The organism is Streptomyces sp. JLBJ103, from assembly GCF_058215575.1.
Window position 1 is genome coordinate 5239065 of record NZ_CM177089.1, and the last position, 25737, is coordinate 5264801.

Genomic DNA, 25737 nt, shown 5'->3' on the forward strand with positions numbered 1-25737 from the left:
GGCGCGCTCAGTCCCGACGCGGGGTGTCAGGTCCGTCCTCAGGTCCGTCCTCGGGGCGGCCCTGGGGTCCGTCCTCGCGCCCCTCCTCGGGCCGGGTGTCCTCCGGACCCGAGCCCTCGGACGTCTCCCCGCCCGTCCGGCCGCCGCCGGTGAACCGGTCGCGCAGTTTGCTGCCCAGGTCCCCGGCGCCGCCCGCCACGTCCCGTACGAACGTCATCAGCGGGTCCTTGCTGGAGCGCACCGACTCCGCGTAGTGGTTCGCGGACTCGCGCAGGGAGTCGCTGACCGAGGTGTCCTTGTCCTCGTCGCGTCGCGGGTAGTGACCGTCCATGAGCCGCTGGTAGTCACGGGTGGCGGCCCACTTCTTCAGCTCGGCCGCGCGGACCGTGGTGAACGGGTGGCTGCGCGGCAGCATGTTCAGGATCTTGAGCACGGAGTCGCGCATGTCCCCGCTGGACTCGTACTCCTCCGCCTGCTCCAGGAACGCGTCCACGTTCATCTCATGCAGATGGTGGCCGCCCGCGAGCTTCATCAGACCGCGCATCGACGCCTGGAGGTCCTGGCCCACCAACAGCCCCGCCCGGTCCGCCGACAGCTCCGACTTGCGGAACCACTCGCGCAGCGCCGTCACCAGGGCCAGCACCGCCACATTGCCCAGCGGGATCCAGGCCACCCGCAGCGCCAGGCTGGTGAGGAAGAGCAGTATCGTCCGGTAGACGGAGTGGCCGGACAGCGCATGGCCCACCTCGTGGCCGATGACCGCCCGCATCTCCTCCTCGTCGAGCAGTTCCACCAGCCCGGTGGACAGCACGATGATCGGCTCGTCCATGCCGATGCACATCGCCTGCGGCTGCGGGTTCTGAGTGATGTACATGGCCGGGACCTTCTGGAGGTCCAGGATGTAACAGGCGTCCCGCAGCATGTCGTTGAGGTGTGCGAACTGCCGGTCGCTCACCCGTACCGAATCGGACAGGTACAGCAGCCGCAGACTGCGCTCGGGCAGCAGTCCGCTCATCGCCTTGAAGGCGGTGTCGAAACCGGTCAGCTTGCGCAGGGCGACCAGGGCCGAGCGGTCCGCGGGATGTTCGTACGCGCGTGAGGAGATGCCCGGGAACCGCCGCCGGTTGCGGCTCGGCATCCGTTCCTGCCCGCCCTGTCCAAAGCTGCCGTTGTCGCCCATGTGGTCCCCTCGTCGCCGATGTTCCGCCGGACTGCCTCGGTACTGCCCCGTCCCCCGGCCGACCCCAGCCTAGGCCCTGACCGGCGGGGCGTTAGCGTGGAGACATGCCCGATATGACTGGCCTCACCGAAGTGCTCGCCGCCACCTCCAAGGACGCCGGACCGGGAGCGCTGTTGCGCACGGTCATCGTCGTCGGTGTGGTGGGCGCGGTTCTGCTCGCCTGGTTCCTGCTGCGCGGATACAGCAAGAAGGACTGACGCCACCGGACCGGCGCCACGGGGCCGCCGGACCGGGCGCCGGGGCCGGACGCAGGACGGAGAGCAGCGCGGAATCCGGCTCGCATACGATGTGCCCGACGTGACTCGACGCCTAGACCCCGATAGGTAGTGCCTGCGATGAACAGCACCGCACACGCCCTGGCCACCCTCGCCGCCGAAGGTGGCGAGCACCACACCGACACCCATGCGAGCATCAGCCCGTACATGACCGGTGGCGCCGCGTTCGTCATCCTCCTGCTGCTGCTGTGGATCACCACCCGCTTCAACCGGGACCGCTGACCGGGGCCGTGGACCCTGTGGGCTCCGGCGGCGGACCGGGCCCAGTAGGGTCTGCACGCATGGAAGAGCAGAAGGTGCCCGGCAAGCGGCGGCTCGGTGTGATGGGCGGGACGTTCGACCCGATCCACCACGGACACCTGGTCGCGGCGAGCGAGGTGGCGGCGCAGTTCCATCTCGACGAGGTGGTGTTCGTGCCGACCGGGCAGCCGTGGCAGAAGAGCCACAAGAAGGTTTCTCCGGCCGAGGACCGCTATCTGATGACGGTCATCGCGACCGCCTCCAATCCGCAGTTCTCGGTCAGCCGCATCGACATCGACCGCGGCGGACCGACGTACACCACCGACACCCTCCGGGACCTGAGGGCGTCCAACGGTGACGCGGATCTGTTCTTCATCACCGGCGCGGACGCGCTCGCCCAGATCCTCACCTGGCGCGACGCCGAAGAGCTGTTCTCGCTCGCCCACTTCATCGGGGTGACCCGGCCGGGGCACATACTGGCCGACCCGGGTCTGCCGGAGGGCGGGGTGTCCCTGGTCGAGGTGCCCGCGCTGGCGATCTCGTCCTCGGACTGCCGCTCGCGTGTCGCCCATGGCGAACCCGTCTGGTATCTGGTGCCGGACGGTGTGGTGCGCTACATCGACAAGCGCGAGCTGTACCGGCACGACTGCTGAAGGGGCATGCCCGGTGAATGACGGACAGCACCCGTACGACCCGTACGCACAGGATCCGTACGGCCAGGAGCCGCGGATCTACGGCTATGACGCCTATGGGCGTCCGGTCTACCAGCCGCAGGCGGGGCAGCAGACCTACGACCCGCAGCCGGGTTACGACCCGTACGGGCAGGCGCAGTCCCAGGGCGGGCGGCAGGGGCAGGGCGGCTACGGCTACGACCCCTACGCGCAGGCGCCACAGCAGACTCAACACCCCCAAGCCCAACACCCCCAAGCCCAACACCCCCAAGCCCAACACCCCCAGACCCAACACCATCCCCAGGTCCAGCCGTACGACGGTTACGCGGGGCAGGGGCAGCAGCAGTACGCGTACGACGACCCCCAGCAGCAGGGCTACGGCTATGGCTACACGCCGACCGTGCCGCCGCAGCGCGAGTCGAACCCCTACGAGGAGCTGAGCCCCGAGGCGCTGCGGGAGTCGCGCCCCGAGCCCCCCGCCGAACCGGAGCCGGGCCGCGAGCCGGGGGCGGCGAAGGCGAAGAAGCACGACGAGGACTACCGCACCGAGCAGTTCTCCTTCGTCGAGGAGGAGGACCAGGACACCGACGACGTCATCGACTGGCTGAAGTTCGCCGAGACCCGCAGCGAGCGGCGTGACGAGCGCAAGCGCAAGGGCCGCAACCGCATGGTCGCGCTGATCGTGGTGCTGGTCCTGGTGGCCGCCGGCGGGGTCGGCTACCTCTGGGCCGTGGGCAAGCTGCCCGGCCTGTCCGACGGCAACGCCGACCAGACGGCGGGCGGTCCGCAGCAGCGCGATGTGATCGTGGTCCATCTGCGCGAGACCAGGGGCGGCCGTAGCTCCACCGCCCTGCTGGTGGACAACGAGACCACCAAGAAGGGCACCACCGTCCTGCTGCCCAACGCGCTGTCCGTCTCCACCGAGGAGGGCGGCTCCACCACGCTCGGCAAGTCGGTCACCGACGAGGGCTCGGACTCCACCCGGGAGTCCCTGAGCAGCCTGCTGGGCTCGAAGATCCAGGGCACCTGGCGGCTGGACACCCCGTATCTGGAGAACCTGGTCGAGTTGGTCGGCGGGATCACCGTGACCACCGACGCGACCGTGCCGGACCGGCAGAAGGGCGCCGCTCCGCTGGTGAAGAAGGGCCAGGATCAGCCTCTGGGCGGGCAGGCGGCTGTGGCGTACGCCACCTATCGCGCGCCGGGTGAGCCCCAGACCAAGCAGCTGGCCCGGTTCGGGCAGGTCATGCACGCATCGCTGAAGAAGCTCTCCAGCGATGAGAAGGGCGCCACCAACACCGTGGAGTCGCTGGCCCAGATCCCCGATCCGTCGCTGTCGGAGCAGCAGCTCGGCGCCTCGCTGGCCCGGCTGGCCGGGCAGGCCAAGAGCGGCGACTACAACACCGCGATGCTGCCGGTCCAGCAGGACGGAACGCTCAGCACCCGGGCCACCGACCATGTGGTCAAGGACATCCTCGGCGGCACGGTCAAGAACACCGGCGGTGACACCCCGCGGGTCAGTGTGACCAACGAGGGCGGCACCGCGGACGCGGCCGGTTCGGCCCGGGTCACGCTGGTCAACGGCGGCTTTACGGTCGTCTCCGCGACCGAGGGCAAGGGCACCCCGCAGACGGCTTCGCGGGTCACCTACGCCGAGGCCGCCCAGGCGGCCCAGGCCAAGGAGGTCGCCAAGACGCTCGGCCTGCCCTCGAGCGCGGTGCGCAAGGGCAAGGGTGCGGCCAACGCGGACATCACGGTCGTCCTCGGCCAGGACTACACGGGCAAGGGCTGAGCGCCCCGGACCCCCTCACCGGATCGTTGCGGCGGCCGCCTCCGGGCGGCCGCCGCGGCGCTGTCGGGCCACCGCGGGAAATGGCCCGGCGGGGTGGCGGCGGGGCGTGAGACCCTTGGGGTGCCAGACCTTCGAGGTACGACAACGACCGAAAGCTTGCCTGTGACCGCCACGGACCGCTCCATCGAGCTCATCAACGCCGCCGCCCAGGCAGCCGCCGACAAGCTCGCGCACGACATCATCGCGTACGACGTCAGCGATGTGCTCTCGATCACCGACGCCTTCCTGCTGGCCTCGGCGCCCAACGACCGCCAGGTGAAGTCGATCGTCGACGAGATCGAGGAGCGGCTGAGCAAGGAGCTCGGCGCCAAGCCGGTGCGCCGCGAGGGCGACCGCGAGGCCCGTTGGGTGCTGCTGGACTACGTGGACATCGTGGTGCACGTTCAGCACAGCGAGGAGCGGGTCTTCTACGCCCTGGAGCGGCTGTGGAAGGACTGCCCGCAGCTGGAGCTTCCGGCCGACGCCGTCGCCACCCGGGGCAAGGCGGAGGAGTACGCGCAGGCGCAGGCAACCGACGGCGGCCCGGTCGGCGGTGAGCTCAGCTGAACGGCACCACGGGCGGCCGGGGCCGCCGCGTTGTCCTGTGGCGGCACGGCCAGACGGCCTGGAACATCGAGCGCCGCTTCCAGGGCTCCCTGGACATCGAGCTGACCAAGACCGGGACAGCGCAGGCGCGCCGGTCGGCCCGGCTGCTGGCCGCGCTGAAGCCGGACGCGATCGTCGCCTCCGACCTCAAGCGGGCCGCGGCGACCGCCGCCGAACTGGCGGCCGTCACCGGGCTGACGGTCTCCCACGACGCCTCGCTCCGCGAGACCTACGCCGGTCGGTGGCAAGGGCTCACCCACGACGAGATCATGGCGCAGTTCGGCGAGGAGTACAGCGCGTGGAAGCGCGGTGAGCCCGTGCGACGCGGTGGCGGCGAACTGGAGTCCGAGGTCGCCGACCGGGCCGCCCCGGTGGTGCTGGAGAGCGCCGAGAAGCTGCCCGACGGCGGCACGCTCGTGGTGGTCAGCCACGGCGGCACCATCCGCACCACCATCGGCCGGCTGCTCGGTCTGGAGCCCCGGACCTGGGAGGCGCTGGGCGGTCTGTCCAACTGCTGCTGGTCGGTGCTGGGCGAGGGAGTGCGCGGCTGGCGGCTGCTGGAGCACAACGCCGGATCGCTGCCCGAGCCGGTGCTCGGCGACGACGACTGAGCGGATTTCCTTTTCCGGCAGGTCACCGGCTATGCTCCTTCTCGTTCGAAGCGCTCCGGCGCACAGAACAGCGGGGCTATAGCTCAGTTGGTAGAGCGCCTGCATGGCATGCAGGAGGTCAGGAGTTCAATTCTCCTTAGCTCCACAGCACCGCGCCGATCCCGTCCCCTCTCCGAGGGGGCGGGATCGCTGCTTTTCCCAGCCCGTTCCCGGCCCGTCAGGCCCGCTCGGTGCGCTGAGCACGTTCGGCCCGCATCGCGGAGAGCGGCCGGGCATGGGCGGAGCAGCCGATGAGCGGGTCGTGGATGGTCCGCAGCCGCTCCAGGAGTCCCCGGCTCTCCTCGTCGTCCGGGGTGTAGACCACGACCCGGGTCTCGGGCGCACCACTGATCTGCATCGACGTCGAGAGCAGCCGCATCTCGCCGACCGAGGCGTGCTGCACCACCTTGATCCGTGCACCGGGCGGGACGACGTCCCCGGTGCGCCAGAGCCGGGCGAAGTGGTCGCTGGCGGCCAGCAGCCGGGCGAGGAACTCCTCCCATGCGGGGTCGCCCACATGCCGTCCGTACCCGGCGCGCAGCGTCGCCACGAGGACCGGCAGCTCCTGGTCCAGGTTGAGCAGCGAGACGCAGCAGCCCGGATCGACGAAGAGCTGCCACAGCACGTTCCGCTCCGGCGGGGCGTTCAGCTCGGTCGCTGGAAAGAGGAGCTGGTAGCCGGCGTTGTACGCCAGGATGTCGTACCGAGCGTTGTAGACCACGGCCGGAAGCGGGTCGAGTGCTTCGATGATGCCCCGCACCTCGGGGCCGACCGTGCCCGCGTCCCGCGTCCGGTCCGGGACGTACGGCACCTCGGCCAGCTGGTACAGATGCTCGCGCTCAGCCGTGTCGAGCCGCAGGGTACGCGCGACCGCGTCCAGCACCTGCACACTCGCGTTGATCGGGCGGCCCTGCTCCAGCCAGGTGTACCAGGTGACGCCGACGCCGGAGAGCTGGGCGACCTCCTCCCGGCGCAGCCCGGGGGTGCGGCGGCGCAACCCGGGCGCCATCCCCACGTCCGCGGGGGTCACCCGGGCGCGGCGGCTGCGCAGGAAGGCGGCCAGCTCGGGCCGCCGTCGCCGGGCGGTCTGCCGGTGCTGTGCGGTGGTGTTCACGGCCATCGTCGCTCCCCATGTCCCCCGTGGTGGCGCCGTCCCCCGTGACGGCGACTCCCGTGACGGCCCCCGCGCGGGCGGCCGGTCCTCCATGCTCCCGGCGGCGGACGGAGGCTGCCAGGTGCTGCCACTACCAGCATCGGCGGGCTCTCGTTACCCGTATCGGCGCGCCGGCAGGCTCGGTTCATGACCCACACCACCCCGACCACCCCTCTCCCCGCAGAGGACTCCGCGACCAGTAAAGGCCACCCCACTGACATCCCGGCCGGCGCCGCCCCGGCCGAGCGGCGGACCGCGCGCCCCGGCTGGCTGCTCGCCATCGTCCTCACCGGCCAGCTCATGGCCGTGCTCGACGTCTTCATCGTCAATGTCGCGGCGCCGACCATGCGCGCCGATCTGCACGCCTCCGGCGCCGGACTCCAGCTCGTCATCGCCGGTTACACGATTTCCTATGCCGTACTGCTGATCACCGGGGCCCGACTGGGTGCCCTGTTCGGCCACCGGCGGATGTTCCTGTCCGGGCTCGCGGCCTTCACCGCCGCCTCGCTCGCCTGCGGGCTGGCCGACAGCACCGGGCAGCTGATCGCCTTCCGGTTCGTCCAGGGCGCGGCGTCGGCGATGATGCTGCCGCAGGTGCTCAGCCTCATCCAGCGGACGTACACGGGCAGTTCGCGGGCGAGGGCGCTCGGCGCGTACTCCGCGGTGCTCGCCTCCGGTGCCGCCGCCGGGCTGATCGTGGGCGGGGTGCTGGTCGAGGCCGACCTGATGGGCACGGGCTGGCGTCCGGTCTTCCTGGTCAACGTGCCGATCGGGCTGCTGCTGCTCGTTCTCGGACCGCGGCTGATGCACTCCCCGGAGGAGGCACCGCGCGGAGCGGCCACCACGCTCCGGAATGGCCTGGATCTGCCCGGTCTGGTGCTGCTGGCCGCGGCGGTCCTGCTGTTCACGGTGCCGATGGTGCTCGGCCAGGAGTGGGACTGGCCGCTGTGGGGTTGGATCATGCTGGGGCTGAGCGTGGTCGTGGCGGGGCTGTTCGCGGCGTACGAGGCGCGGCTGGCCCGGCGCGGCGGCAGGCCGCTGATTTCGCCACGGGTGGTGCGGGCGCCCGGAATGGCGGTGGCGGTGCTCCGTATCGTGCTGGCGATGGGGACAAACGGGGGCTTCCTGTTCGTCAGCACCCTGCACGTGCAGGGCGGGCTTGGCTACAGCGCGATGCGGGCCGGACTGACCTTCGTGCCCACGACGGCGGCGTTCGGCGTGCTGGGCCTCAACTGGCAGCGGCTGCCGGTGCGATGGCAGACGGTCGTGGTACCGGCCGGATTCACGCTGGCGGCCCTGTCATTCCTCGGGCTCGGTCTGGCGCTGCGGGACGGCGGCGACGGCGGCCCGTGGCTCTACGTCGTCCTGGTGGGCGTCGGAGCGGGCCTCTCGCTCGCCTACAGCCCCGTCCTGACGCGGACGTTGGCGACCGTACGGCAGCAGGACGCGGCGGACGCCAGCGGCGTTCTGGTGACGGCGGCTCAACTCGGTCTGCTGAGCGGAGTCGCGGTCTTCGGCACGGTGTTCCTGAACGCGACGGACGGGGCCGCGCCCGGAGCGCATGCCTCGGCGGACGCCCTGTGGGTGACCTGCGTCGCACTGGCCATGGCGGCAGCATGCGGAACGCTGCCGAGTCTTGTGAGGCGGGTGAGGCATCTCCGCTGACCTGGTGCGTCGTCCCGTGGCAGAATCGGACGGCCGGAGGGGCAGGGGCCGACAGTCCGATGGGGAGGGCAGGTGGGATGCCGACCAGCATCCTCGACGCGATCGAGGACCTTTCCGACGCGGACCGGCCGGGCATCGCATGCCCGTCCTGCGGCTCCGGCAAAGTGGCTCAGGTCCTCGGCGACAACGGCGGTGTTTCCTACGTGTGTACGGCCTGCGGCCACAGCTGGAGCTGAGTGACATGGGAGCACACAGCCGGAAATGTGACTGGTGCGGCAGCGGCACACCCATCGTCCGCGACATGGAGCCGCTCAACTCCGACTACCAGTACTGGTGCGCGGAGTGCGCACGGGCGCTGATCATCAAGGGTGATCCCATCGAGACCTACCGGGAGCTGGAAGGGGAGCCGATCTACGGTCGGCTCCTCGACGAGCACTGCACGCTCAAGCGTTTCTACTCGTTCGCGACGGCGTAACCCGGCCCCGCTCCGGCCTCGCGGCAATCGATTTGGCGGAAGGCCGGGGCGTCCGTGTAATGTAGGCGATGCCGCCGCGGGGAGCCGGGCGGAGCAAGACCTGGGGCTATAGCTCAGTTGGTAGAGCGCCTGCATGGCATGCAGGAGGTCAGGAGTTCAATTCTCCTTAGCTCCACAGTTACCAGGAGACGGGCTGTCCGATATGGGCGGTCCGTCTCTTTTGTCACTCGGGTTTGTCGCTCGAGTTTGTCGCTTGGGGTTCTTCGGGTTTCGTTCCGCCCGTCGTTCCTTCTTCCCGCCACCGCGGCTCCCTCGATGCGAGCCATTGGTGCCCTGCGGTAACCTGGCTCCATGCGTGCCGTACGCCTTCTGCTTAGCGGGCCGCGCTGATCACGTACCGACCGAGAACAGTTCCGGTCGGCATCGGCGCGGCGTCCCCTCCTGTGCGAGGGGTCTTTTTGTTTCGGAGGCAAGAGGGAGTCGTTCCCTACCGCAGGCAGAGACGACCGATGGAGCTTTGAGGATCATGAGCGAGACCAATGCCGCGGCCGAGGTGGCCGCGCCGCACCGCTACACGGCCGCCCTGGCCGCTGACATCGAAGCCCGCTGGCAGGACTTCTGGGCCGCGAACGGCACGTATGACGCGGCCAACCCAAGCGGTGACCTGGCCGGTGACGCCGAGGCCGTCGCCCGGCCCAAGAAGTTCGTCATGGACATGTTCCCGTACCCCTCGGGTGCGGGGCTGCACGTCGGCCATCCGCTGGGCTACATCGCCACCGACGCCTACGCCCGCTACCACCGCATGACGGGCCACAACGTCCTGCACACCCTGGGCTTCGACGCCTTCGGCCTGCCCGCCGAGCAGTACGCGGTGCAGACCGGCACCCACCCCAGGGTGAGCACCGAGGCCAACATCGAGAACATGCGGCGCCAGCTGCGCCGACTGGGCCTGGGCCACGATCCGCGCCGGTCCTTCGAGACGATCGACCCGGGCTACTACCGGTGGACCCAGTGGATCTTCCTCCAGATCTTCAACTCCTGGTACGACCCGGAGGCGCGGAAGGCCCGCCCGATCGCCACCCTGGTCGAGCAGTTCGCCTCCGGTGAGCGCCCGACCCCCGACGGCCGCCCCTGGGCCGAGCTGACCGAGGCCGACCGCGCGGACGTCCTGGGCGGCTACCGCCTGGCGTACGCCTCGGACGCGCCCGTCAACTGGTGCCCCGGGCTGGGCACCGTGCTGGCCAACGAGGAGGTCACCGCGGAGGGCCGCTCCGAGCGCGGCAACTTCCCCGTCTTCAAGGCCAAGCTGCGCCAGTGGAACATGCGCATCACCGCCTACGCCGACCGGCTGCTGTCGGACCTGGACGCGCTGGACTGGCCCGAGGCCATCAAGCTGCAACAGCGCAACTGGATCGGACGCAGCGAGGGTGCCCGGGTGGACTTCCCGGTGGCCGACCACCCCGAGGCGAAGGTCACCGTCTTCACCACCCGCCAGGACACCCTGTTCGGCGCCACCTATATGGTGCTGGCCCCCGAGCACGGCCTGGTGGACGAGATCGTCCCGGCCGCCTGGCCCGAGGGCACCCACGAGGTGTGGACCGGCGGGCACGCCACCCCGGCCGCGGCCGTCGCCGCGTACCGCAAGCAGGCCGCGGCCAAGTCCGATGTGGAGCGGCAGGCCGAGGCCAAGGACAAGACCGGCGTCTTCACCGGCGCGTTCGCGGTCAACCCGGTCAGCGGTGAACCGGTGCCGGTCTTCATCGCCGACTATGTGCTGATGGGCTACGGCACCGGCGCGATCATGGCCGTTCCGGCGCACGACACCCGTGACTTCGCCTTCGCCCGCGCCTTCGAGCTGCCCATGCGCTGTGTGGTCGAGCCCTCGGACGACCGTGGCACCGACCCCTCCACCTGGGATGACGCCTTCGCCTCCTATGACGCGAAGATCGTCAACTCCATGGGGGAGTCCGTCTCGCTGGACGGGCTGGGCGTTGTCGAGGCCAAGGCGCGTATCACCGAGTGGCTGGAGGCCCGCGGGATCGGCGAGGGCACCGTCAACTTCCGGCTGCGCGACTGGCTGTTCAGCCGCCAGCGCTACTGGGGCGAGCCCTTCCCGATCGTCTACGACGAGGACGGCATCGCCCATCCGCTGCCCGAGTCGATGCTGCCCCTGGAACTGCCCGAGGTCGACGACTACGCACCGCGCACCTTCGACCCGGACGACGCCGACACCTCCCCGGAGACCCCGCTGTCCCGGAACGAGGACTGGGTCAACGTGGTGCTGGACCTGGGCGACGGCCGTGGCCCCCGCCGGTACCGCCGTGAGACCAACACCATGCCCAACTGGGCCGGATCGTGCTGGTACGAGCTGCGCTACCTGGACCCGCGCAACGACGATCGGCTGGTCGACCCGGACATCGAGCGCTACTGGATGGGCCCGCGCGAGGGGCAGCCGTCCGGGGGCGTCGACCTGTACATCGGCGGCGCCGAGCACGCCGTACTGCATCTGCTGTACGCCCGCTTCTGGTCCAAGGTGCTGTTCGACCTGGGCCATGTCTCCTCGTCCGAGCCGTTCCACAAGCTGTACAACCAGGGCATGATCCAGGCGTTCGTCTACCGGGACAGCCGGGGCGTCGCCGTTCCGGCCGCCGAGGTCGAAGAGCGCGGCGGCGCATACTGGTACCAGGGCGAGAAGGTCACCCGGGTGCTGGGCAAGATGGGCAAGTCCCTGAAGAACGCCGTCACGCCGGACGAGATCTGCGCCGAGTACGGGGCCGACACGCTGCGGCTGTACGAGCTGGCCATGGGCCCGCTGGACGTCTCGCGCCCCTGGGACACCCGCGCGGTCGTCGGTCAGTACCGGCTGTTGCAGCGGCTGTGGCGCAATGTCGTGGACGAGAACACCGGCGAGCCCGTGGTCGTCGACGCCGAGCCCGACGAGGCGACGCTGCGCGCCCTGCACAAGGCGATCGACGGGGTCCGGCAGGACATGGTGGGCCTGCGCTTCAACACCGCCATCGCCAAGATCACCGAGCTGAACAACCACGTCACCAAGGTGCGTGAGGTGCCGCGCCAGGTGGCCGAGGGCCTGGTGCTGCTGATCGCCCCGCTGGCCCCGCACATCGCCGAGGAGCTGTGGCGCACGCTGGGCCACACCACCTCGGTCGTCCACGAGTCCCTGCCGGTCGCCGACCCGGCGTATGTGGTGGACGAGACGGTGACGTGCGTGGTGCAGGTCAAGGGCAAGGTCAAGGCGCGGCTGGAGGTGTCCCCGTCGGTCTCGGAGGACGAGCTGGAGAAGCTGGCCCTGGGAGACCCGGCGGTGGTGGCGGCGCTGGACGGCGCGGACATCCGCAAGGTGATCGTGCGGGCGCCGAAGCTGGTCAACATCGTCCCGGCGTGATCGCTGTCGGTCCGGCGTGATCGTTTCCCCGTACGGGCGGGCCGGGGGTTCCTCAGGAACCCCCGGCCCGCCCGGTCCGTTTAGGCTGGAAGAACGAGTGCCCGTTGACGCGTGCCGCCGCCGTGACCGACGCCTGAAGGAGCGCGCATGGAAGCCGTTTGGATCCTGTTGGTGCTGTTCCTCGTCTGTGCCGGAATGGGGGTCTACGCGACCGCGCGGGCGGTCAAGGCGGCCAAGCGGGGCATCGACCGCACTGTGCACCAGGCCCGGCGCACGGTGGAGGACACCCGGCTGCGGGCCCGCCAGTTCGCCCAGCCGGGTACCGCCGGTGAGCTGGCCGAGCTGCGGCTGTCCCTGCGCTCCTCGATGCAGGCCACCGAGCAGGCGCTGAACGCCTCGGCGGAGCAAGACCGCTCGCTGTCCGAGTCGTTGGGGTTGTTCCGGCGGCTCACCGAGCACGGGCAGGAGCTGGAGGAGGACCTGAAGCGGCTGGAGCGGGAGCCCGACAAGGCCAGGGTCACCGCCCTGTTGCCCGAGCTGCGGGAGCGCACCCAGCGGATCACCCACTCCGCGGACTCGCTGCGATGGGCGGCGCAGGACCGGGCCCAGCGGTTCGCCCGGGACGATCTGGAAACACTGGGCCGCGAGATCGACATGGAGGCGGGCGCGCTGCGGCACTGGACGTCGGAGGAGCCGGGGCAGCCGCGGGGGGCGCAGGGGGTCTCCCAGGGTGCTTCCGGGCGTTCCGAGGGTTCCGAGGGTTCCGAGCGTTCCGACCGGGATTCCGACCGGGCGAGGTCGCCGGAGCCGCCCTCGATCGCTACGACGCCCCGGACGGAGGGCTTCTCCTGGCAGAAGCCGTGGCAGAAATCCGCCCGTCCGGAGAACACGGCCTGACGCGGATCGCACAGGCGCCGATGCGAGCCGGATCGGGGCTGACCGGTACGGTCAGTGATCATCTGGCGGGGTCGAGCTGTCGGCCCGGCGCGTCCCCCGATAACCTCCCTGTCATGTCCCGCCATGTCGCGATCGTGACCGATTCAACGGCGTACCTGCCGCAGGAGGCGATGGAGCGGCACCGCATCACCGCCGTTCCGCTGACGGTGGTGCTCGGAGACCGGGCCCTGGAGGAGGGCACCGAGATCTCGGCGCGTTCCCTCGCGCAGGCTCTCCAGAAGCGCAGGCCGGTGACAACTTCCCGGCCCAGCCCCGAGATGTTCGCCGCGACCTACCGCGCCGCCGCCGCGGAGGGGGCGACGGGCATCGTCTCCCTCCATCTGTCCGCCGAGATCTCCGGTACCTACGACGCGGCGGTGCTCGCCGCCCAGGACGCCCCGGTGCCGGTACGGGTGGTGGACAGCGGCATGGTCGCGATGGCGCTGGGCTTCTGCGCGCTGGCCGCGGCCGAGGCGGCGGACGGCGGGGGCACGCTGGACGAGATCGTGGCGTCGGCCCAGAAGCGGGCCGACGGCACCGCCGCCTACTTCTACGTGGACACCCTCGACTATCTGCGGCGCGGCGGCCGCATCGGCACGGCGCAGGCCCTCCTCGGCTCCGCGCTGGCGGTCAAACCGCTGCTCCAGCTCGACGACGGGCGGATCTCACTCCGGGAGAAGGTGCGCACCGCCTCGAAGGCCATTGCCCGGCTGGAGGAGCTGGTGGTGGATCGGGCCGGACAGAGCTCCGTGGACATCGCGGTGCAGCATCTGGCGGCGGGGGAGCGGGCGGCGGCGCTCGCGGAGCGGCTGCGGGAGCGGGTGCCGGGGCTGGTGGAGCTGTATGTGGGGGAGGTGGGCGCGGTGATCGGCGCCCACACCGGGCCGGGACTGCTGGGCGCGATCGTTTCGCCGCGGTAGGGGCCGGGGGCTGGGGCGGGTCACCCGTCGGGGTGAACGGGATATCCACAACCGCTGGGTTTTCCCCGGGATTTGGGGCGGCTCAGCGGGATCAGCCGGATGTGCCTACGGTCGGGAGGCATGAGGTCACGATCACAGACAGTAATCATCGGTGCGGAGCGCGGTCGTCATCGCGGGGGTGGGGCGGTCACGCCGACGGGAAAGCCGTCGTCTGCGGCGCGGGCCGCGGCTCTGTTGCCCGCGGGCCGCGCTGGGCGGCAGAGCGGATGCGGCACTGTCGCCCTCGGTAGCCGGGACGGCCCCGAGGCGCAGGCTCCGGCGCGTCCGGCACCCCGGTGGGCCGACACGGTCGAGGCCGAGGACGACGGTGAGGCCGGGGCCGGGGCCGGGGCCGGAGTCAGAGCCGGGACCACCGGCGTCGGGGCCGGAGCCGGGACCGGTGGTGGTGGGGCGGTGCGGCGCCGCGAGCGGATCCGGCTGGTGCTGCGGGAGCGGCTGCCGACATGGCTCCAGGTGCGCTGCGGTATGCGGCTCAGAACCCTTGCGGCACTGTCGGCCACCCTGCTCGTGGCGGTGGCCTTCGCGGTGTACCACTTCTGGACCGGCCGTCCGCAGACCGTGCGAGCACCGGAGCCCGAGCCGCCGCGCGCCGCACCGGCCGGGCCTGTTCCCACCCCTGGTGGGCGGTCCGGCGCGGGTGCGGGCCGTTCGGTCGTGGTCGATGTGACGGGCAAGGTCCGCCGCCCGGGGTTGCGTACGCTGCCGTCCGGCGCACGGGTCGACGACGCTCTGGAGGCGGCGGGCGGGGTACGGCCGGGTGCGGACACCAGGGGGCTGAACCGCGCCCGTCCGCTGGTCGACGGCGAACAGATCGTGGTCGGCGCCCCGGCGGGCCAGGCCCTCGGCGGCGGCCCGCCCTCGGCAGGGGGAAACGCCGCGGGCACGGGTGGCGGTACGGGCTCGGGAGCCGGCACTGGCCCCGGAGCCGGTACGGGCCCCGGTAATGGCGCTCCTGGCGCGCCGGGCGGTCCGGGTGCGCCGGGCGGTCCGGTCAGCCTCAACTCCGCGACCCCCGAGCAGCTCGACACCCTGCCGGGCGTCGGTCCGGTCCTGGCGCGGCACATCATCGACTACCGCACCCAGCACGGCGGTTTCCGCAGCATCGATGAACTCCGCGAGGTGAATGGGATCGGTGAGCGCCGGTTCGCCGATCTGCGTCCGCTGGTCCGCCCATGACGACACAGCCCACCCGGGCCCGCGCACCGGTGCATGCCGCGGCCGCCTCTCCGCGCGGGGCGTCCGAGCCTCGTCAGGAGGGCCCGCCCGACCTCCGGTTGGTGCCACCCGCCGTCACGGCCTGGATCGCCGCAGCCATCGCCCTGGGTACGCCGGGCCGGACCGTCGCCGTGGTCTGTGCGCTGGCCTGCCTCACGGCAGCCGCCCTGCTGCTCAGGACCCGTCGTCCGATCCGGGCCCGCCCCCCGTTCTGGACCCGCCATCTACTCCGGGACCGCGCCCTGTTGGGGGTCGGCCATAGAACGCACCCGTGCACGGTTGGTCCGCGACGCGCGGGCACACCCCGTCCCCGCCACGGCCCCGACGGCACCCGCCCTCCCGGCGCCGTGCTCCCGGGGCATGACCCGGCGACCCGCACGGGCGGGAGTGGGGTTGCGCGCGCCACCAACTCCCCCACGCACGGCGGTGGGCGGCGTCGGAGCGTTGCGGGGGCAGTGGCGGCGGCGCTGCTCTGCGGTGCGGTGGCGGGGGCAGTCGCCGCGCTGCACGCGGCCGAGGTGCGAAAGGGCCCGGTTCCGTCGCTGGCCCGGGAGTACGCCGGGATCACCGCCGAGGTGAAGGTCACCGGTGACCCCCGGCTCACCCGCCCCCGGGTGCGGGGCGCCGCGGTCGCGCCCGTGGCGGTGTTGATCGAGGCGGAGGTTGGACGGGTCACCGGACCCGACGGCACAACGACCGTCACTCGTGCCCCCGTGCTGATGACGGTCCGGGCGAGGGCTGCGCGGGAGCGGGCACGCTGGCTCGAGTTGCTGCCCTCGACCCGGCTGCGGTTGCACGGCCGGCTGGCGCCGCCGCTGCGCGAGGGGGACCGTGTCGCGGCAGTGGTGCGGGTCGACGGGGGCGGGCCACCGAGGGTCATCGGTGAGCCCAGCGCTCTCCAGCGGCAGGCGGGACGGCTGCGCGCGGGGCTGCGGACCGCGACGGACGGGCTCTCCTCGGACGCGCGGGCGCTGCTGCCGGGGCTGGTCGTGGGGGACACCTCCCGGGTGCCGCCCGACCTCGACGAGGCGTTTCGGGCCACGGACCTGTTTCATCTGATGGCGGTCTCCGGCAGCAATCTGACACTCGTTCTCGCCCTGCTGATCGGTCCGCCCCGCCTTGCCGCACGGGCCGAGCGGCGGGGGCTGGCCGCCGCGCTCGGGCTGCGGCTCAGAGCGACGGCCGTGCTCGGTGGCGCGCTCACCCTGTGCTTTGTCATCGTGTGCCGTCCCGAGCCCAGTGTGCTGCGCGCGGCTGTGTGCGGGCTGATCACCCTGCTCGCCCTCGGTACCGGACGGCGCAGATCCCTGCTGCCCGCCCTGGCCGCCGCCGTCCTCGCGCTGGTCCTCTACGACCCATGGCTGGCGCGGAACTACGGTTTCGCGCTCTCCGTCCTGGCCACTGGCGCGCTGCTCACCTTCGCGCCGGTGTGGTCGGACGCGCTGCGCCGGCGTGGTGTGCCGGGGCGATGGGCGGAGGTGCTGGCGGCGGCCGCGGCCGCCCAGGCGGTCTGCGCACCGGTCGTCGTGGTGCTGGCCGAGCGGGTGAGTCTGGTGGGGATTCCCTGCAATCTGCTGGCCGAGGTGGCGGTCGGCCCGGCCACCGTCCTCGGGTTCGCCGCCCTCGCCGTGGCCCCGTTCGCTCCGCCGCTCGCCGGGTGGATCGCCTGGCCGGCCGGATGGCCCGCGGAGTGGATCGCCGAGGTGGCCCGGAGGGGCGCGGCCCTGCCCGGGGCGGAGCTGGACTGGCCGGGCGGGTGGCAGGGCGGACTGCTGCTGGCCCTCGCCACCCTGGCCGCCGTTCTGGTGGGCCGCCGCGTACTGCACCGCCGGTGGCTGTGCGCGGTGTGCGCGCTGGGCCTGCTGCTCGCGGTGGTCCGCCCGGCGCCGCTGGCCCGGGTCATCACCGGCTGGCCACCGTCCGGTTGGCGGCTGGTGGCGTGTGATGTCGGCCAAGGCGACGCACTGGTCCTGGCGGCTGGATCCGGCACGGCCATCGTGGTGGACACCGGCCCCGAGCCCCACGCCGTCGACCGCTGTCTGCGCTCCCTGGGCGTTGTCCGGATCCCGCTGCTGGTGCTCACCCACTTCCACGCCGACCATGTGGCCGGGCTGGCCGGTGCGCTGCGCGGGCGCGGGGTGGGCGCCATCGAGACGACCAGCCTGGAGGATCCGCCGGGCCAGGCCGAGTTCGTGCGGCGCCGTGCGCGGGCGGCGCAGGTTCCGGTGGTCGCGGCGGAGCCGGGGGAGCGGCGCCGGTTCGGCCCGCTGTCCTGGGAGGTCCTGTGGCCCGCGCCGCCACCTCCGGCATCGTCCCCGGCCACCCCCGCCGTACCGCCGACGGAGGGGGCGAACGACGCGAGCGTCACTCTGCTCGTGCGTACCGCGGGGCTGACCCTGCTGCTCCTCGGTGACCTCGAACCACCCGCCCAGCGGGCCCTGCTGGCGGCACACCCCGAGCTGCCCCGGGCCGATGTGGTGAAGGTCGCCCACCACGGCTCGGCCTATCAAGACCCCCGGCTGATGCACCGCCTCCGCCCGCGCCTCGCGCTGATCTCCTGCGGTGCGGACAATCCGTACGGCCATCCGGCCCCGCGCACCATCGCGGCCCTGCGGGCCCAGGGGGCGGCCGTGCTGCGGACGGACACCGACGGGCCGATCGCCGTGACGGGGCCCGCACTGCGCGCGGTGCTCAGACGGCCCACACGCCGTTCCGCATCAGGTGGCGGGCCGGGAGCTCGGGCTCCTCGTACCAGACCTGTACCTCGATGGGTGCCACCTTGTAGTACGCGTAGGAGCCGCTATCCGATCTGCGGGGCTCCCACAGCGACTTGGCCGCGAAGGCGTCGGCGGTGGCGACCGGCACCTCGTCCCGGGCGAACTCCTCCACAGTTCCCCCGATCAGCACCACATCACGGGTGTCGGCCAGGGAGAGACGGGCCCGGCCGACCTCCCGCAGATTGCGGCCGGTGGGATTGGTCCGCCGGGTGGAGAGCCAGATCGCCTCGCCGTCCCACAGGAACGACAGCGGCACCAGACAGGGCACTCCCTGCCCGTCGGCGGACGCCACCCAGATGTCCGCCTCCCGCGCCAGTCGCTCCAACAGATCGCGTTTGCGCTGCCGTTGATCGCGTATCGCCACTGAACCGTTCCCCATGGTCCGTCCGTTCCCCTCTCGACCGGTCTGCCTCAGCGCACGCTATCCACGTGGCGGCGTCCGGTGCCTCGGGCATGCGGCGTAGGGCCGGGGCCGTACGCCCGGACGGACCGCGGCCGTACGCCCCGGACGGACCCGGGCCATCAGGGGACCGGGGTGTTCTCCTCCTCCCGTACGGGGGACGCCTCCGCCGTGCGGCGGCGGGTCAGCAGGGGCGCGGTGAGACAGGCCGCGGCGAGCAGGATGGCGAAGGCCACGGTGAGCGCTGTGGTGTAGCCGTGTACCGAGGCCGCCGCCCGGGTGGCCTCGGTGTGGTCCGCCAGGTAGGACGTGGCGGCGCTCGCGGCGAGGGTGTTGAGCAGTGCCGTGCCCAGGGCCGCGCCCAGTTGCTGTGCGGCGTTGTAGGCCGCCGAGCCGGCGCCGATGTCATGGTGGCGCAGTCCGGCGATGGCCAGGCTCGCGGTCGAGGCGATGACGCAGCCCAGGCCGACCCCGGTGAGGACGAGCGCCGGGACCAGATACAGCGGGAGGACATGTGCGCTGTCCGCGGTCAGCCGGGTCAGGACGAGCATGCCTGCCGCCGCGGCGAGCAGGCCCGGCACGATGACCGCCACGGGCCCGACCCGCCCATGGAGGCGTCCGGCGACGACGGTCGAACCCACCAGGGCGGCCGCGGCGTTGATGATCAGCGTCCAGCCCGCCTGGACCGGTGAATAGCCCAGAACCGTCTGCGTGTAGTAGCTCATGAACAGGTAGAAGCCGAACATCGCGATGAACATCAGCGTGATGGCCAGGAACGCGCCCGCGCGGGCGCGGTGCAGCAGTACCCGCATCGGCAGCAGGGGATCAGCGGCGCGGCGCTCGACGGCCGTGAAGAGGACCAGGAGCAGCAGACCGGCGGCCAGCAGCCCGAGCACCTGGATCGAGCCCCACCCGTGCGGTTCGGCCTGGTTGAACGCGTACACCACCGCTGCCAGACCGCCGGTGCCGAGCAGGGCACCGGGGATGTCCAGCCGACCGCCGTCCCGGATCGGCCGGTCCGCGGGCACCAGCGTGGCGCCGAGTACGGCGAGCAGGCCGATGGGGACGTTGATGTAGAGACACCAGCGCCAGCTGGTGTACTCGGTCAGCAGTCCGCCCGCGATCAGACCGACGGCGGATCCGGCCGCGCCGACCGCGGCGAAGACCCCGAAGGCCCGGCCGCGTTCGCGTGGTTCGGTGAAGGTCGTGGCCAGCAGGGACATCCCGGCGGGCGCCAGCCCCGCGGCGAACACTCCCTGCAACGCCCGCGCCCCGAAGAGCATCTCGGGGTTGACCGCCGCCCCGCCCAATGCGGACGCGGCCGAGAAACCGATCAGCCCGGCCGTGAAGGTGCGCCGGTGGCCGACCGCACCACTCACCCTGCCGCCGATCAGCAGCAGTCCGCCGAAGGCCAGCGCATAGGCGGTGATGGCCCATTGCCGGCTCGCGTCGGACATCCCCAGAGCTCTCTGCGCGGACGGCAGCGCGATGTTCACGATCGTCCCGTCCAGGACCACCAGTAGCTGCGCCGCGCTGACCACCAGCAGAGCCCACCATCGCCGTCGATCAGGAGCGGAATCCGCCATGTTGTCCCTCATCTCCCTCATCGTTCACCACCGTGCGTCTATCAACGTATGGGAGTCCCTAACGTTGTTAGGGGCGGCGAACAACGTACTACACTGGCCCGAGCGGTCGGACGACAGAGACGACATCAAGTGACGGGTGAGGCACGGTGGTTGCGGCGGGTGGCAAGCGCGGTCAGCGGCAGGACGACGGTGTGCGGAGCATCTGGCTGCGATCCCGGCGTGCCACGCGCGGGGAGCCGCCGCTCACGCTCCCGCGCATCGTCGAGGAGGCCGTCGCCCTCCTCGACGAGGAGGGGATCGACCGGCTGACCATGCGCCGGCTGGCCGACCGGCTCGGTGTGGTGGCCCCCTCGCTGTACTGGCATGTCGAGACCAAGGACGATGTGATCGACCTCGCCGTCGACGCCGTCTTCAGCGAGGTCCCGCCCCCGGCCGGACAGACGGCCGAGTGGTGTGACGACATCACCACCGTGCTCACCACCTGGCGTAGCGCGCTGCTGCGTCATCCCTGGGCGGCCGCCGTTCCCGCGCGGCGGCGCCCGACCATCGGCCCCAACTTCCTGGCCTGGATGGAACTCCTCCAGGCGACCCTCATTCGCGCCGGGTTCACCGGAAAGAGCCTCTCCGCGGCCACCTGGGCGCTCTACAACCACGTCATGGGGTCGGCCTCGACCGAAATCGCCCTGCATATCACCGATGAGGAACGCCGCGTCGGCCAGGAACAACTGCGGCTGAACAGCGACCGGTACCCGTCCCTGGCCGCCAACGGCTATCTCTACGACGACGACTGGGACGGCAGCTTCACCACCGGTCTGCGCTATCTCCTCGACGGCCTCCAGGCCCAGCTGGACCGCGCCCAGCTGGACCGCGCCCAGCTGGACCGCTAGGCGGCCACCTCACGCCGTGGCGGCGCCGGCCACCTCCCGGGCCAGGGCGAGGGCCTCGTCCACGGCTGCCGGGATGTCGGTCACCGGAAAGAGGGTGTGCCGGATGACGCGGTCCGCGCCCGAGATCACCAGGATCAGCCGCTTGAGGCGGAGTTGCTGCGCCGCGCGGAAGGCGGGCAGCCGCAGTGCGGCGGCAAACCGCAGCTCACTGTCGGACAGCAGGGGGAAGAGCACCTTCTCGGCGGCGGCGAAGGCGGCCTGCTCATCGGTGCGTTGGGTGCTCACACCGCGCACCGCCGCGCCCACCGCGCGGAAGGACTCCCAGGCGTCGCGGAACAGCCGGTTCTCCAGAGTGCAGCCCACCGCGCCGGGAATGTCCGCCCAGTTGTCCGGGAGGGGAGAGGGAGCCCCGGTCGCCGGATAGGTGAACAGCACCGTGACGGCGCTGTGTTCCGCGACCACATCATGCACGGAGCCGTCAGGGCCGTGGGTGCCGTCGGTGCCGGTGAGCGCGAGACCGGGCGGTACGGCGGTGCCCACCAGCTCCCGGACCCGGGCCGTTTCCGCGCTGCTGTCCTCGGCGGTCGCGGTCAGGGCGCCGTCGCCGAGCAGCCAGCGGTCGGCCCAGTCCTGCATGCCGATCAGCACGGGCAGGAACGCCCGGCCGCGCTCGGTCAGTTCGTAGGTGTACCGGACCGGCCGGTCCTGATAGGGGCGTCGCTCCAGTACCGCGTGGTCGACCAGCTCCTTCAGGCGCTCGGCCAGCACTTTGCGGGAGATGGACAGTTCCCGGGTCAGCTCGTCGAAGCGGGTATGCCCACGCGCGACCTCGCGCAGGACCAGCAGGCTCCACCAGTCGCCGAGCGCGGCCGCGGCCTGGGCGATGCCGCAGACGTCGTCGAAGTCTCGCTTCCTTGTCATGGTCATCCATAGTAAGTTCCCCTTCGAAACCCTGTACGTTCCGAAAGGAAACTCACTGATGTCGCTGGCCCGATGGACCGAGGTCGACGCCTACTTCAACGCCCTGCTCACCCCCTCCGACCCGGCTCTGGACGCGGCGCTGGACCTCAGTGCGGCGGCCGGTCTGCCGCCGCACCAGGTGGCGCCCAACCAGGGCAAGCTGCTGCATCTGCTGACGAGGATCCGGGGCGCGCGCAGGGTGCTGGAGATCGGCACCCTCGGCGGCTACAGCACCATCTGGCTGGCCACGGCCCTGCCCGCGGACGGACGGCTGATCTCCCTGGAGGCCGATCCGGGGTGCGCCGAGGTGGCCCGCGCCAATGTGGCACGGGCGGGGCTGGCCGGGGTGGTCGACATCCGCACCGGACCGGCGCTGGATTCCCTTCCCCGGCTGGCCGAGGAGGGCGAGGGCCCCTTCGACGTGGTGTTCATCGACGCCGACAAGCCGAACAACCCCGGCTATCTCGACTGGGCGCTCCGGCTGACCCGTCCCGGCAGCCTGATCATCGGCGACAACGTGGTGCGGGACGGAGCGGTGGCCGACCCCTCCAGCACCGATCCGAACGTCCAGGGCATACGGCGTTTCACCGAGCTGATGGCCCGGGAGCCGCGACTGACGGCCACCGCGGTGCAGACGGTCGGCGAGAAGGGCTACGACGGTTTCGCGCTGGCCCTGGTCACCGGCTGACCGGGCGGGTCCGGTCACCGGCCGGGGCCCGGCCCGGCGCCTGCGCGGGACGCATGATGCCGGACAATGGCCCGGTGATCGATGAAGGACTGAACGGCGTACGGCACATCCTGGTGCTGCCCGACCGCGACGCGGCGGAGGAGGTCGCCGAGGCGCTGCCCGAGCGGTTCCGCGCCGCCCACGCACCCCAGTTGGTCCGGGACGCGCTGGCGGGTGAGGACGACGCCGAGGACGCCCAGTGGCTGGTCGTGGTCGAGGACCCGGCCGGGGAGCTGGACCCGGCGGCGCTGGACGCGTTCGCGGAGGAGTACGAGGGCTGGCTCGAGGCCGAGTAACGCCCCGGGCCCGCGAAGCCCGCGCCGTCCGGCGCCCGGACACCCGGCGGGCGATGTCGGTGGTCCGTGGGATGCTGGACCGCGATGGCCAGGAAGACGACGACCGACGATCCGCTCGCCCCCGTGACCCTCGCCGTGGGGCAGGAGGAGCTGCTGCTCGACCGCGCCGTGCAGCAGGTCGTGGCGGCCGCCCGCGCGGCCGACGCCGACACCGACGTACGCGACCTCACCCCCGACGCGCTCCAGCCCGGCACCCTCGCCGAGCTCACCAGCCCCTCGCTCTTCGCCGAGCGCAAGGTGGTCGTGGTGCGGAACGCACAGGATCTCTCGGCCGACACCATCAAGGACGTGAAGGGCTATCTCGGCGCCCCCGCCGAGGAGATCACCCTCGTGCTGCTGCACGCGGGCGGAGCCAAGGGCAAGGGGCTGCTCGACGCCGCCCGTAAGACCGGGGCGCGCGAGGTCGCGTGCCCCAAGATGACCAAGCCCGCCGACCGGCTGGCGTTCGTCCGGTCGGAGTTCCGCGGTACGGGGCGGTCGGCCACCCCGGAGGCATGCCAGGCGCTGGTCGACGCCATCGGCAGTGATCTGCGCGAGCTGGCCAGCGCGGTGTCGCAGCTCGCCGCCGATGTCGAGGGCACCATCGACGAGGCCGTCGTCGCCCGCTACTACACGGGCCGCGCCGAGGCGTCCAGCTTCACCGTCGCCGACCGGGCCGTGGAAGGGCGGGCGGCCGAGGCGCTGGAGGCGCTGCGCTGGGCCATGGCCACCGGAGTGGCGCCGGTGCTGATCACCAGCGCCCTGGCCCAGGGCGTACGCGCCATCGGCAAGCTGGCCTCGGCCCCGCGCGGGGCCCGCCCCGGCGATCTGGCCCGGGAGCTCGGGATGCCCCCCTGGAAGATCGACCGGGTCCGGCAGCAGATGCGCGGCTGGTCGGCGGAGGGTGTGGCGGTCGCGCTGCGCGCGGTCGCCGAGGCGGACGCGGGGGTCAAGGGCGGCGGGGACGATCCGGAGTACGCCCTTGAGAAGGCCGTCGTGACCATCGCCCGCGCCGCCCGCTCAGGCCGCGCCTGACGAAGGCGAGCGCCCCACAAGGGGAACGGCTCCCGCGAGCGGGAACGCACCCACGAGGGGAACGCTCCCGCGAGCGGGAACGCCTCCGCGAGGCGAGCGCCCCTGTGCGGCGGGCCCGCCTACCCCTTCATCTTCTCGAGCGTCGCCTTGGCGCTCTTCTTCAGCAGGTCGACGGCCTCGGCGTTCGTCTTGCCCTTGGCATCGGACGAGCTGGACACATACTCCGACCACGTCGACTGGTACGTCATCCAGCCGTCGCGGACCCCGAGGATCACATACGTCCCGCCGCTGGAGCTGGATTCGTTGGTCTGCGTCACCACGTACGCCTCGTCGCCGAGGCCGCCGACCGTCTTGACGTCATAGCCGTAGCTGGAGGACTTCCGGTTCTCGTAGGCCCGGTAGCTGGCCTCGAACTCGGGCTCCGGGTCGGTCTTCTTGTGCAGCAACGCCGTGGTGTAGACCCGCAGCGTGGAGTATTCGGTGCTGGACGTGCCGTCGGGCTTGAAGTTGATGTTGCAGTCCATCGAGTCCAGCGCCGGGTCCTGAGAGCTGCTGTGCTCCGGGTTGGAGCTCGAGCGGCTTTCCTTGCCGTCCAGCTCGTAGCCCTCGTCCTCGAAGGTCTTGGTGTCGGTCTGGTCGCACAGGTCGTCCGTGTACGTGTACCCGGCGAGATCGGCCTTCGCCTCGTCGCCGCCGCCGAACCCTCCGGTGGCCATCAGGGCACCGGCCCAGACCGCCGAGGCGACGAGGGCCCCGCCGAGCCCCCACAGCCAGACCTTGCCGCCCGCGGGGCCGCCCCCCGAGCCCTTCGGAGGCATCGCGGGCGGTGTGCCCGTGGGCGCTCCCGGCTGTCCGTATCCGGCCATGGGCATGGCGGGCATCGTGGGCTGGGCGTAGGGGTTGGCGGCCTGTGGCTGGGGCTGCTGCGGTACGCCGTAGGCGCCGTGCTGGGGCTGCTGGGGCGGCTGAGGCTGCCCGTAAGGATTGGGTGTCTCCCCCGGTATCGACATGACGTGAACATACCCGAGAGAACCGAGAAAGCCCCTCGCCGTCCTGGGGAAAGGACGGCGGGGGGCTTCCCGTGGATTGCTGTGCGCCGCACCCGCGTGGCGAACGCAGGCCGCGTGCGGCGCGATGCCGCAGTCAAGCTGTCGGCTGCCGGTCGGAGCGGGTGAGAGGGACCGCTTGGCCCGGACCGGCGGAGGGGGACGGTGTACGCCCCGGAGGGGGCGTGTACGCCCCGAAGGCATCAGCCCGGACGTCAGCCCTTGAGGGTGGCGACCTGCTGCGCGAGCGCCGACTTCTTGTTGGCGGCGTTGTTCTTGTGGAGCACGCCCTTGCTGACGGCCTTGTCCAGCTTGCGCGCGGCGGTGCGGGCGGCGGCGGTGGCCTTCTCGGCGTCACCGGCGGCCACGGCCTCACGGGTGCGGCGGATGGCGGTCTTCAGCTCGGACTTGACGGCCTTGTTGCGCTGACGGGCCTTCTCGTTCGTCTTGTTGCGCTTGATCTGGGACTTGATGTTCGCCACGTAAAGAGCCTTCGCAGGTTCGTTGGTTTTCGCTGATGGTGTGGTGTGCCCGCGACCGCGCGGAAGCGGCACGAGACACAGTCGGCCAGGTTACCAGCAGGGTCTGTGGCGTCCCAAACCCGGAAGCGGTCGCCAGTCATGGGACCATGGACGGACCGAGAC

At 71.7% G+C, this 25737-nt stretch carries 24 protein-coding genes, 2 tRNA genes and 1 pseudogene; 20 read left to right on the top strand and 7 right to left on the bottom strand.

Features of this window, described 5'->3' with window-relative positions:
- Positions 1 to 7 precede the first annotated feature (7 nt).
- The gene (locus AC4BEG_RS23065; RefSeq protein ID WP_490701645.1) at positions 8 to 1180 is read right to left on the bottom strand and encodes a M48 family metallopeptidase; all 1173 of its coding nucleotides are present in this window, start codon (positions 1178 to 1180) and stop codon (positions 8 to 10) included.
- Between the two features lie 104 nt (positions 1181 to 1284).
- Between AC4BEG_RS23065 and AC4BEG_RS23070 the strand changes: the two genes are divergently transcribed.
- The 7 genes from AC4BEG_RS23070 (at position 1285) to AC4BEG_RS23100 (ending at position 5619) form a co-directional block, all read left to right on the top strand.
- Positions 1285 to 1437: a hypothetical protein gene (locus tag AC4BEG_RS23070; protein ID WP_490707342.1), complete on the top strand. Its 153-nt coding sequence runs from the start codon at positions 1285 to 1287 to the stop codon at positions 1435 to 1437.
- 138 nt (positions 1438 to 1575) lie between these two features.
- Positions 1576 to 1737 carry a hypothetical protein gene (locus tag AC4BEG_RS23075; RefSeq protein WP_490701646.1) on the top strand — a complete coding sequence of 54 codons (162 nt, stop codon included), beginning with the start codon at positions 1576 to 1578 and terminating at the stop codon, positions 1735 to 1737.
- 59 nt (positions 1738 to 1796) lie between these two features.
- Positions 1797 to 2408 (top strand): nicotinate-nucleotide adenylyltransferase, encoded by a 612-nt coding sequence (gene nadD, locus AC4BEG_RS23080; RefSeq protein ID WP_490701647.1) that lies wholly within the window; start codon positions 1797 to 1799, stop codon positions 2406 to 2408.
- A gap of 13 nt (positions 2409 to 2421) precedes the next feature.
- Complete coding sequence (locus tag AC4BEG_RS23085) at positions 2422 to 4218, top strand: LCP family protein (protein WP_490701648.1); 1797 nt, start codon at positions 2422 to 2424, stop codon at positions 4216 to 4218.
- A gap of 162 nt (positions 4219 to 4380) precedes the next feature.
- Entirely contained in the window at positions 4381 to 4824 is a 444-nt protein-coding gene (gene rsfS, locus AC4BEG_RS23090) for a ribosome silencing factor (RefSeq protein ID WP_490701649.1), read from the top strand.
- A complete protein-coding gene (locus AC4BEG_RS23095) occupies positions 4821 to 5474 on the top strand; it encodes a histidine phosphatase family protein (protein ID WP_490707167.1) in 654 nt (217 codons plus the stop codon). The genes rsfS and AC4BEG_RS23095 overlap by 4 nt, the downstream gene beginning before the upstream one ends.
- A gap of 72 nt (positions 5475 to 5546) precedes the next feature.
- A tRNA-Ala gene (locus AC4BEG_RS23100) sits at positions 5547 to 5619 on the top strand.
- A 72-nt stretch (positions 5620 to 5691) separates the two neighbouring features.
- On the opposite strand, the gene AC4BEG_RS23105 is transcribed toward AC4BEG_RS23100, so the two are convergent.
- Positions 5692 to 6633, bottom strand: a complete 942-nt coding sequence (locus AC4BEG_RS23105; protein WP_490701650.1) for a helix-turn-helix transcriptional regulator — start codon at positions 6631 to 6633, stop codon at positions 5692 to 5694.
- Between the two features lie 180 nt (positions 6634 to 6813).
- On the opposite strand from AC4BEG_RS23105, the gene AC4BEG_RS23110 reads away from it, so the two are divergent.
- The 9 genes and pseudogenes from AC4BEG_RS23110 to AC4BEG_RS23150 all read left to right on the top strand — a co-directional run.
- On the top strand, positions 6814 to 8331 hold the full coding sequence (locus AC4BEG_RS23110) for an MFS transporter (protein ID WP_490701651.1): 1518 nt from the start codon (positions 6814 to 6816) through the stop codon (positions 8329 to 8331).
- A gap of 77 nt (positions 8332 to 8408) precedes the next feature.
- A complete protein-coding gene (locus tag AC4BEG_RS23115) occupies positions 8409 to 8567 on the top strand; it encodes a hypothetical protein (RefSeq protein WP_201875593.1) in 159 nt (52 codons plus the stop codon).
- A gap of 5 nt (positions 8568 to 8572) precedes the next feature.
- The gene (locus tag AC4BEG_RS23120) at positions 8573 to 8806 is read left to right on the top strand and encodes a hypothetical protein (protein WP_176183008.1); all 234 of its coding nucleotides are present in this window, start codon (positions 8573 to 8575) and stop codon (positions 8804 to 8806) included.
- A 102-nt stretch (positions 8807 to 8908) separates the two neighbouring features.
- A tRNA-Ala gene (locus AC4BEG_RS23125) sits at positions 8909 to 8981 on the top strand.
- 351 nt (positions 8982 to 9332) lie between these two features.
- Positions 9333 to 12209 carry a leucine--tRNA ligase gene (gene leuS / locus AC4BEG_RS23130; protein ID WP_490701652.1) on the top strand — a complete coding sequence of 959 codons (2877 nt, stop codon included), beginning with the start codon at positions 9333 to 9335 and terminating at the stop codon, positions 12207 to 12209.
- 147 nt (positions 12210 to 12356) lie between these two features.
- Positions 12357 to 13106 carry a hypothetical protein gene (locus tag AC4BEG_RS23135; protein ID WP_490701653.1) on the top strand — a complete coding sequence of 250 codons (750 nt, stop codon included), beginning with the start codon at positions 12357 to 12359 and terminating at the stop codon, positions 13104 to 13106.
- A 113-nt stretch (positions 13107 to 13219) separates the two neighbouring features.
- Positions 13220 to 14065: a DegV family protein gene (locus tag AC4BEG_RS23140; RefSeq protein WP_490701654.1), complete on the top strand. Its 846-nt coding sequence runs from the start codon at positions 13220 to 13222 to the stop codon at positions 14063 to 14065.
- 234 nt (positions 14066 to 14299) lie between these two features.
- Positions 14300 to 15301, top strand: a complete 1002-nt coding sequence (locus AC4BEG_RS23145) for a ComEA family DNA-binding protein (protein ID WP_490701655.1) — start codon at positions 14300 to 14302, stop codon at positions 15299 to 15301.
- 29 nt (positions 15302 to 15330) lie between these two features.
- Positions 15331 to 18039: pseudogene (locus AC4BEG_RS23150) on the top strand (ComEC/Rec2 family competence protein); the annotation flags it as partial.
- On the opposite strand, the gene AC4BEG_RS23155 reads toward AC4BEG_RS23150, so the two are convergent.
- On the bottom strand, positions 18032 to 18496 hold the full coding sequence (locus AC4BEG_RS23155) for a pyridoxamine 5'-phosphate oxidase family protein (protein ID WP_490701656.1): 465 nt from the start codon (positions 18494 to 18496) through the stop codon (positions 18032 to 18034). The pseudogene AC4BEG_RS23150 and the gene AC4BEG_RS23155 sit on opposite strands and share 8 nt — an antisense overlap.
- A gap of 143 nt (positions 18497 to 18639) precedes the next feature.
- A complete protein-coding gene (locus tag AC4BEG_RS23160; RefSeq protein ID WP_490701657.1) occupies positions 18640 to 20115 on the bottom strand; it encodes an MFS transporter in 1476 nt (491 codons plus the stop codon).
- A 134-nt stretch (positions 20116 to 20249) separates the two neighbouring features.
- Between AC4BEG_RS23160 and AC4BEG_RS23165 the strand changes: the two genes are divergently transcribed.
- Complete coding sequence (locus AC4BEG_RS23165) at positions 20250 to 20990, top strand: TetR/AcrR family transcriptional regulator C-terminal domain-containing protein (protein WP_490701658.1); 741 nt, start codon at positions 20250 to 20252, stop codon at positions 20988 to 20990.
- A gap of 9 nt (positions 20991 to 20999) precedes the next feature.
- Here the strand turns inward: AC4BEG_RS23165 and AC4BEG_RS23170 are convergent, their stop codons facing one another.
- Entirely contained in the window at positions 21000 to 21911 is a 912-nt protein-coding gene (locus AC4BEG_RS23170) for a winged helix-turn-helix transcriptional regulator (protein WP_490701659.1), read from the bottom strand.
- Positions 21912 to 21969: 58 nt separating this feature from the next.
- Here AC4BEG_RS23170 and AC4BEG_RS23175 point away from each other — a divergent pair, with 58 nt between their 5' ends.
- From AC4BEG_RS23175 to holA, 3 genes are all read left to right on the top strand, one after another.
- Positions 21970 to 22638: an O-methyltransferase gene (locus AC4BEG_RS23175; protein ID WP_490701660.1), complete on the top strand. Its 669-nt coding sequence runs from the start codon at positions 21970 to 21972 to the stop codon at positions 22636 to 22638.
- Positions 22639 to 22727: 89 nt separating this feature from the next.
- The gene (locus AC4BEG_RS23180; RefSeq protein WP_490707168.1) at positions 22728 to 22973 is read left to right on the top strand and encodes a hypothetical protein; all 246 of its coding nucleotides are present in this window, start codon (positions 22728 to 22730) and stop codon (positions 22971 to 22973) included.
- An 84-nt stretch (positions 22974 to 23057) separates the two neighbouring features.
- Entirely contained in the window at positions 23058 to 24047 is a 990-nt protein-coding gene (gene holA, locus AC4BEG_RS23185; RefSeq protein WP_490701661.1) for a DNA polymerase III subunit delta, read from the top strand.
- Positions 24048 to 24166: 119 nt separating this feature from the next.
- Here holA and AC4BEG_RS23190 read toward each other — a convergent pair whose 3' ends face one another.
- The gene (locus tag AC4BEG_RS23190; protein WP_490701662.1) at positions 24167 to 25057 is read right to left on the bottom strand and encodes a hypothetical protein; all 891 of its coding nucleotides are present in this window, start codon (positions 25055 to 25057) and stop codon (positions 24167 to 24169) included.
- Positions 25058 to 25308: 251 nt separating this feature from the next.
- A complete protein-coding gene (gene rpsT / locus AC4BEG_RS23195) occupies positions 25309 to 25575 on the bottom strand; it encodes a 30S ribosomal protein S20 (protein ID WP_490701663.1) in 267 nt (88 codons plus the stop codon).
- Between the last annotated feature and the right edge of the window lie 162 nt (positions 25576 to 25737).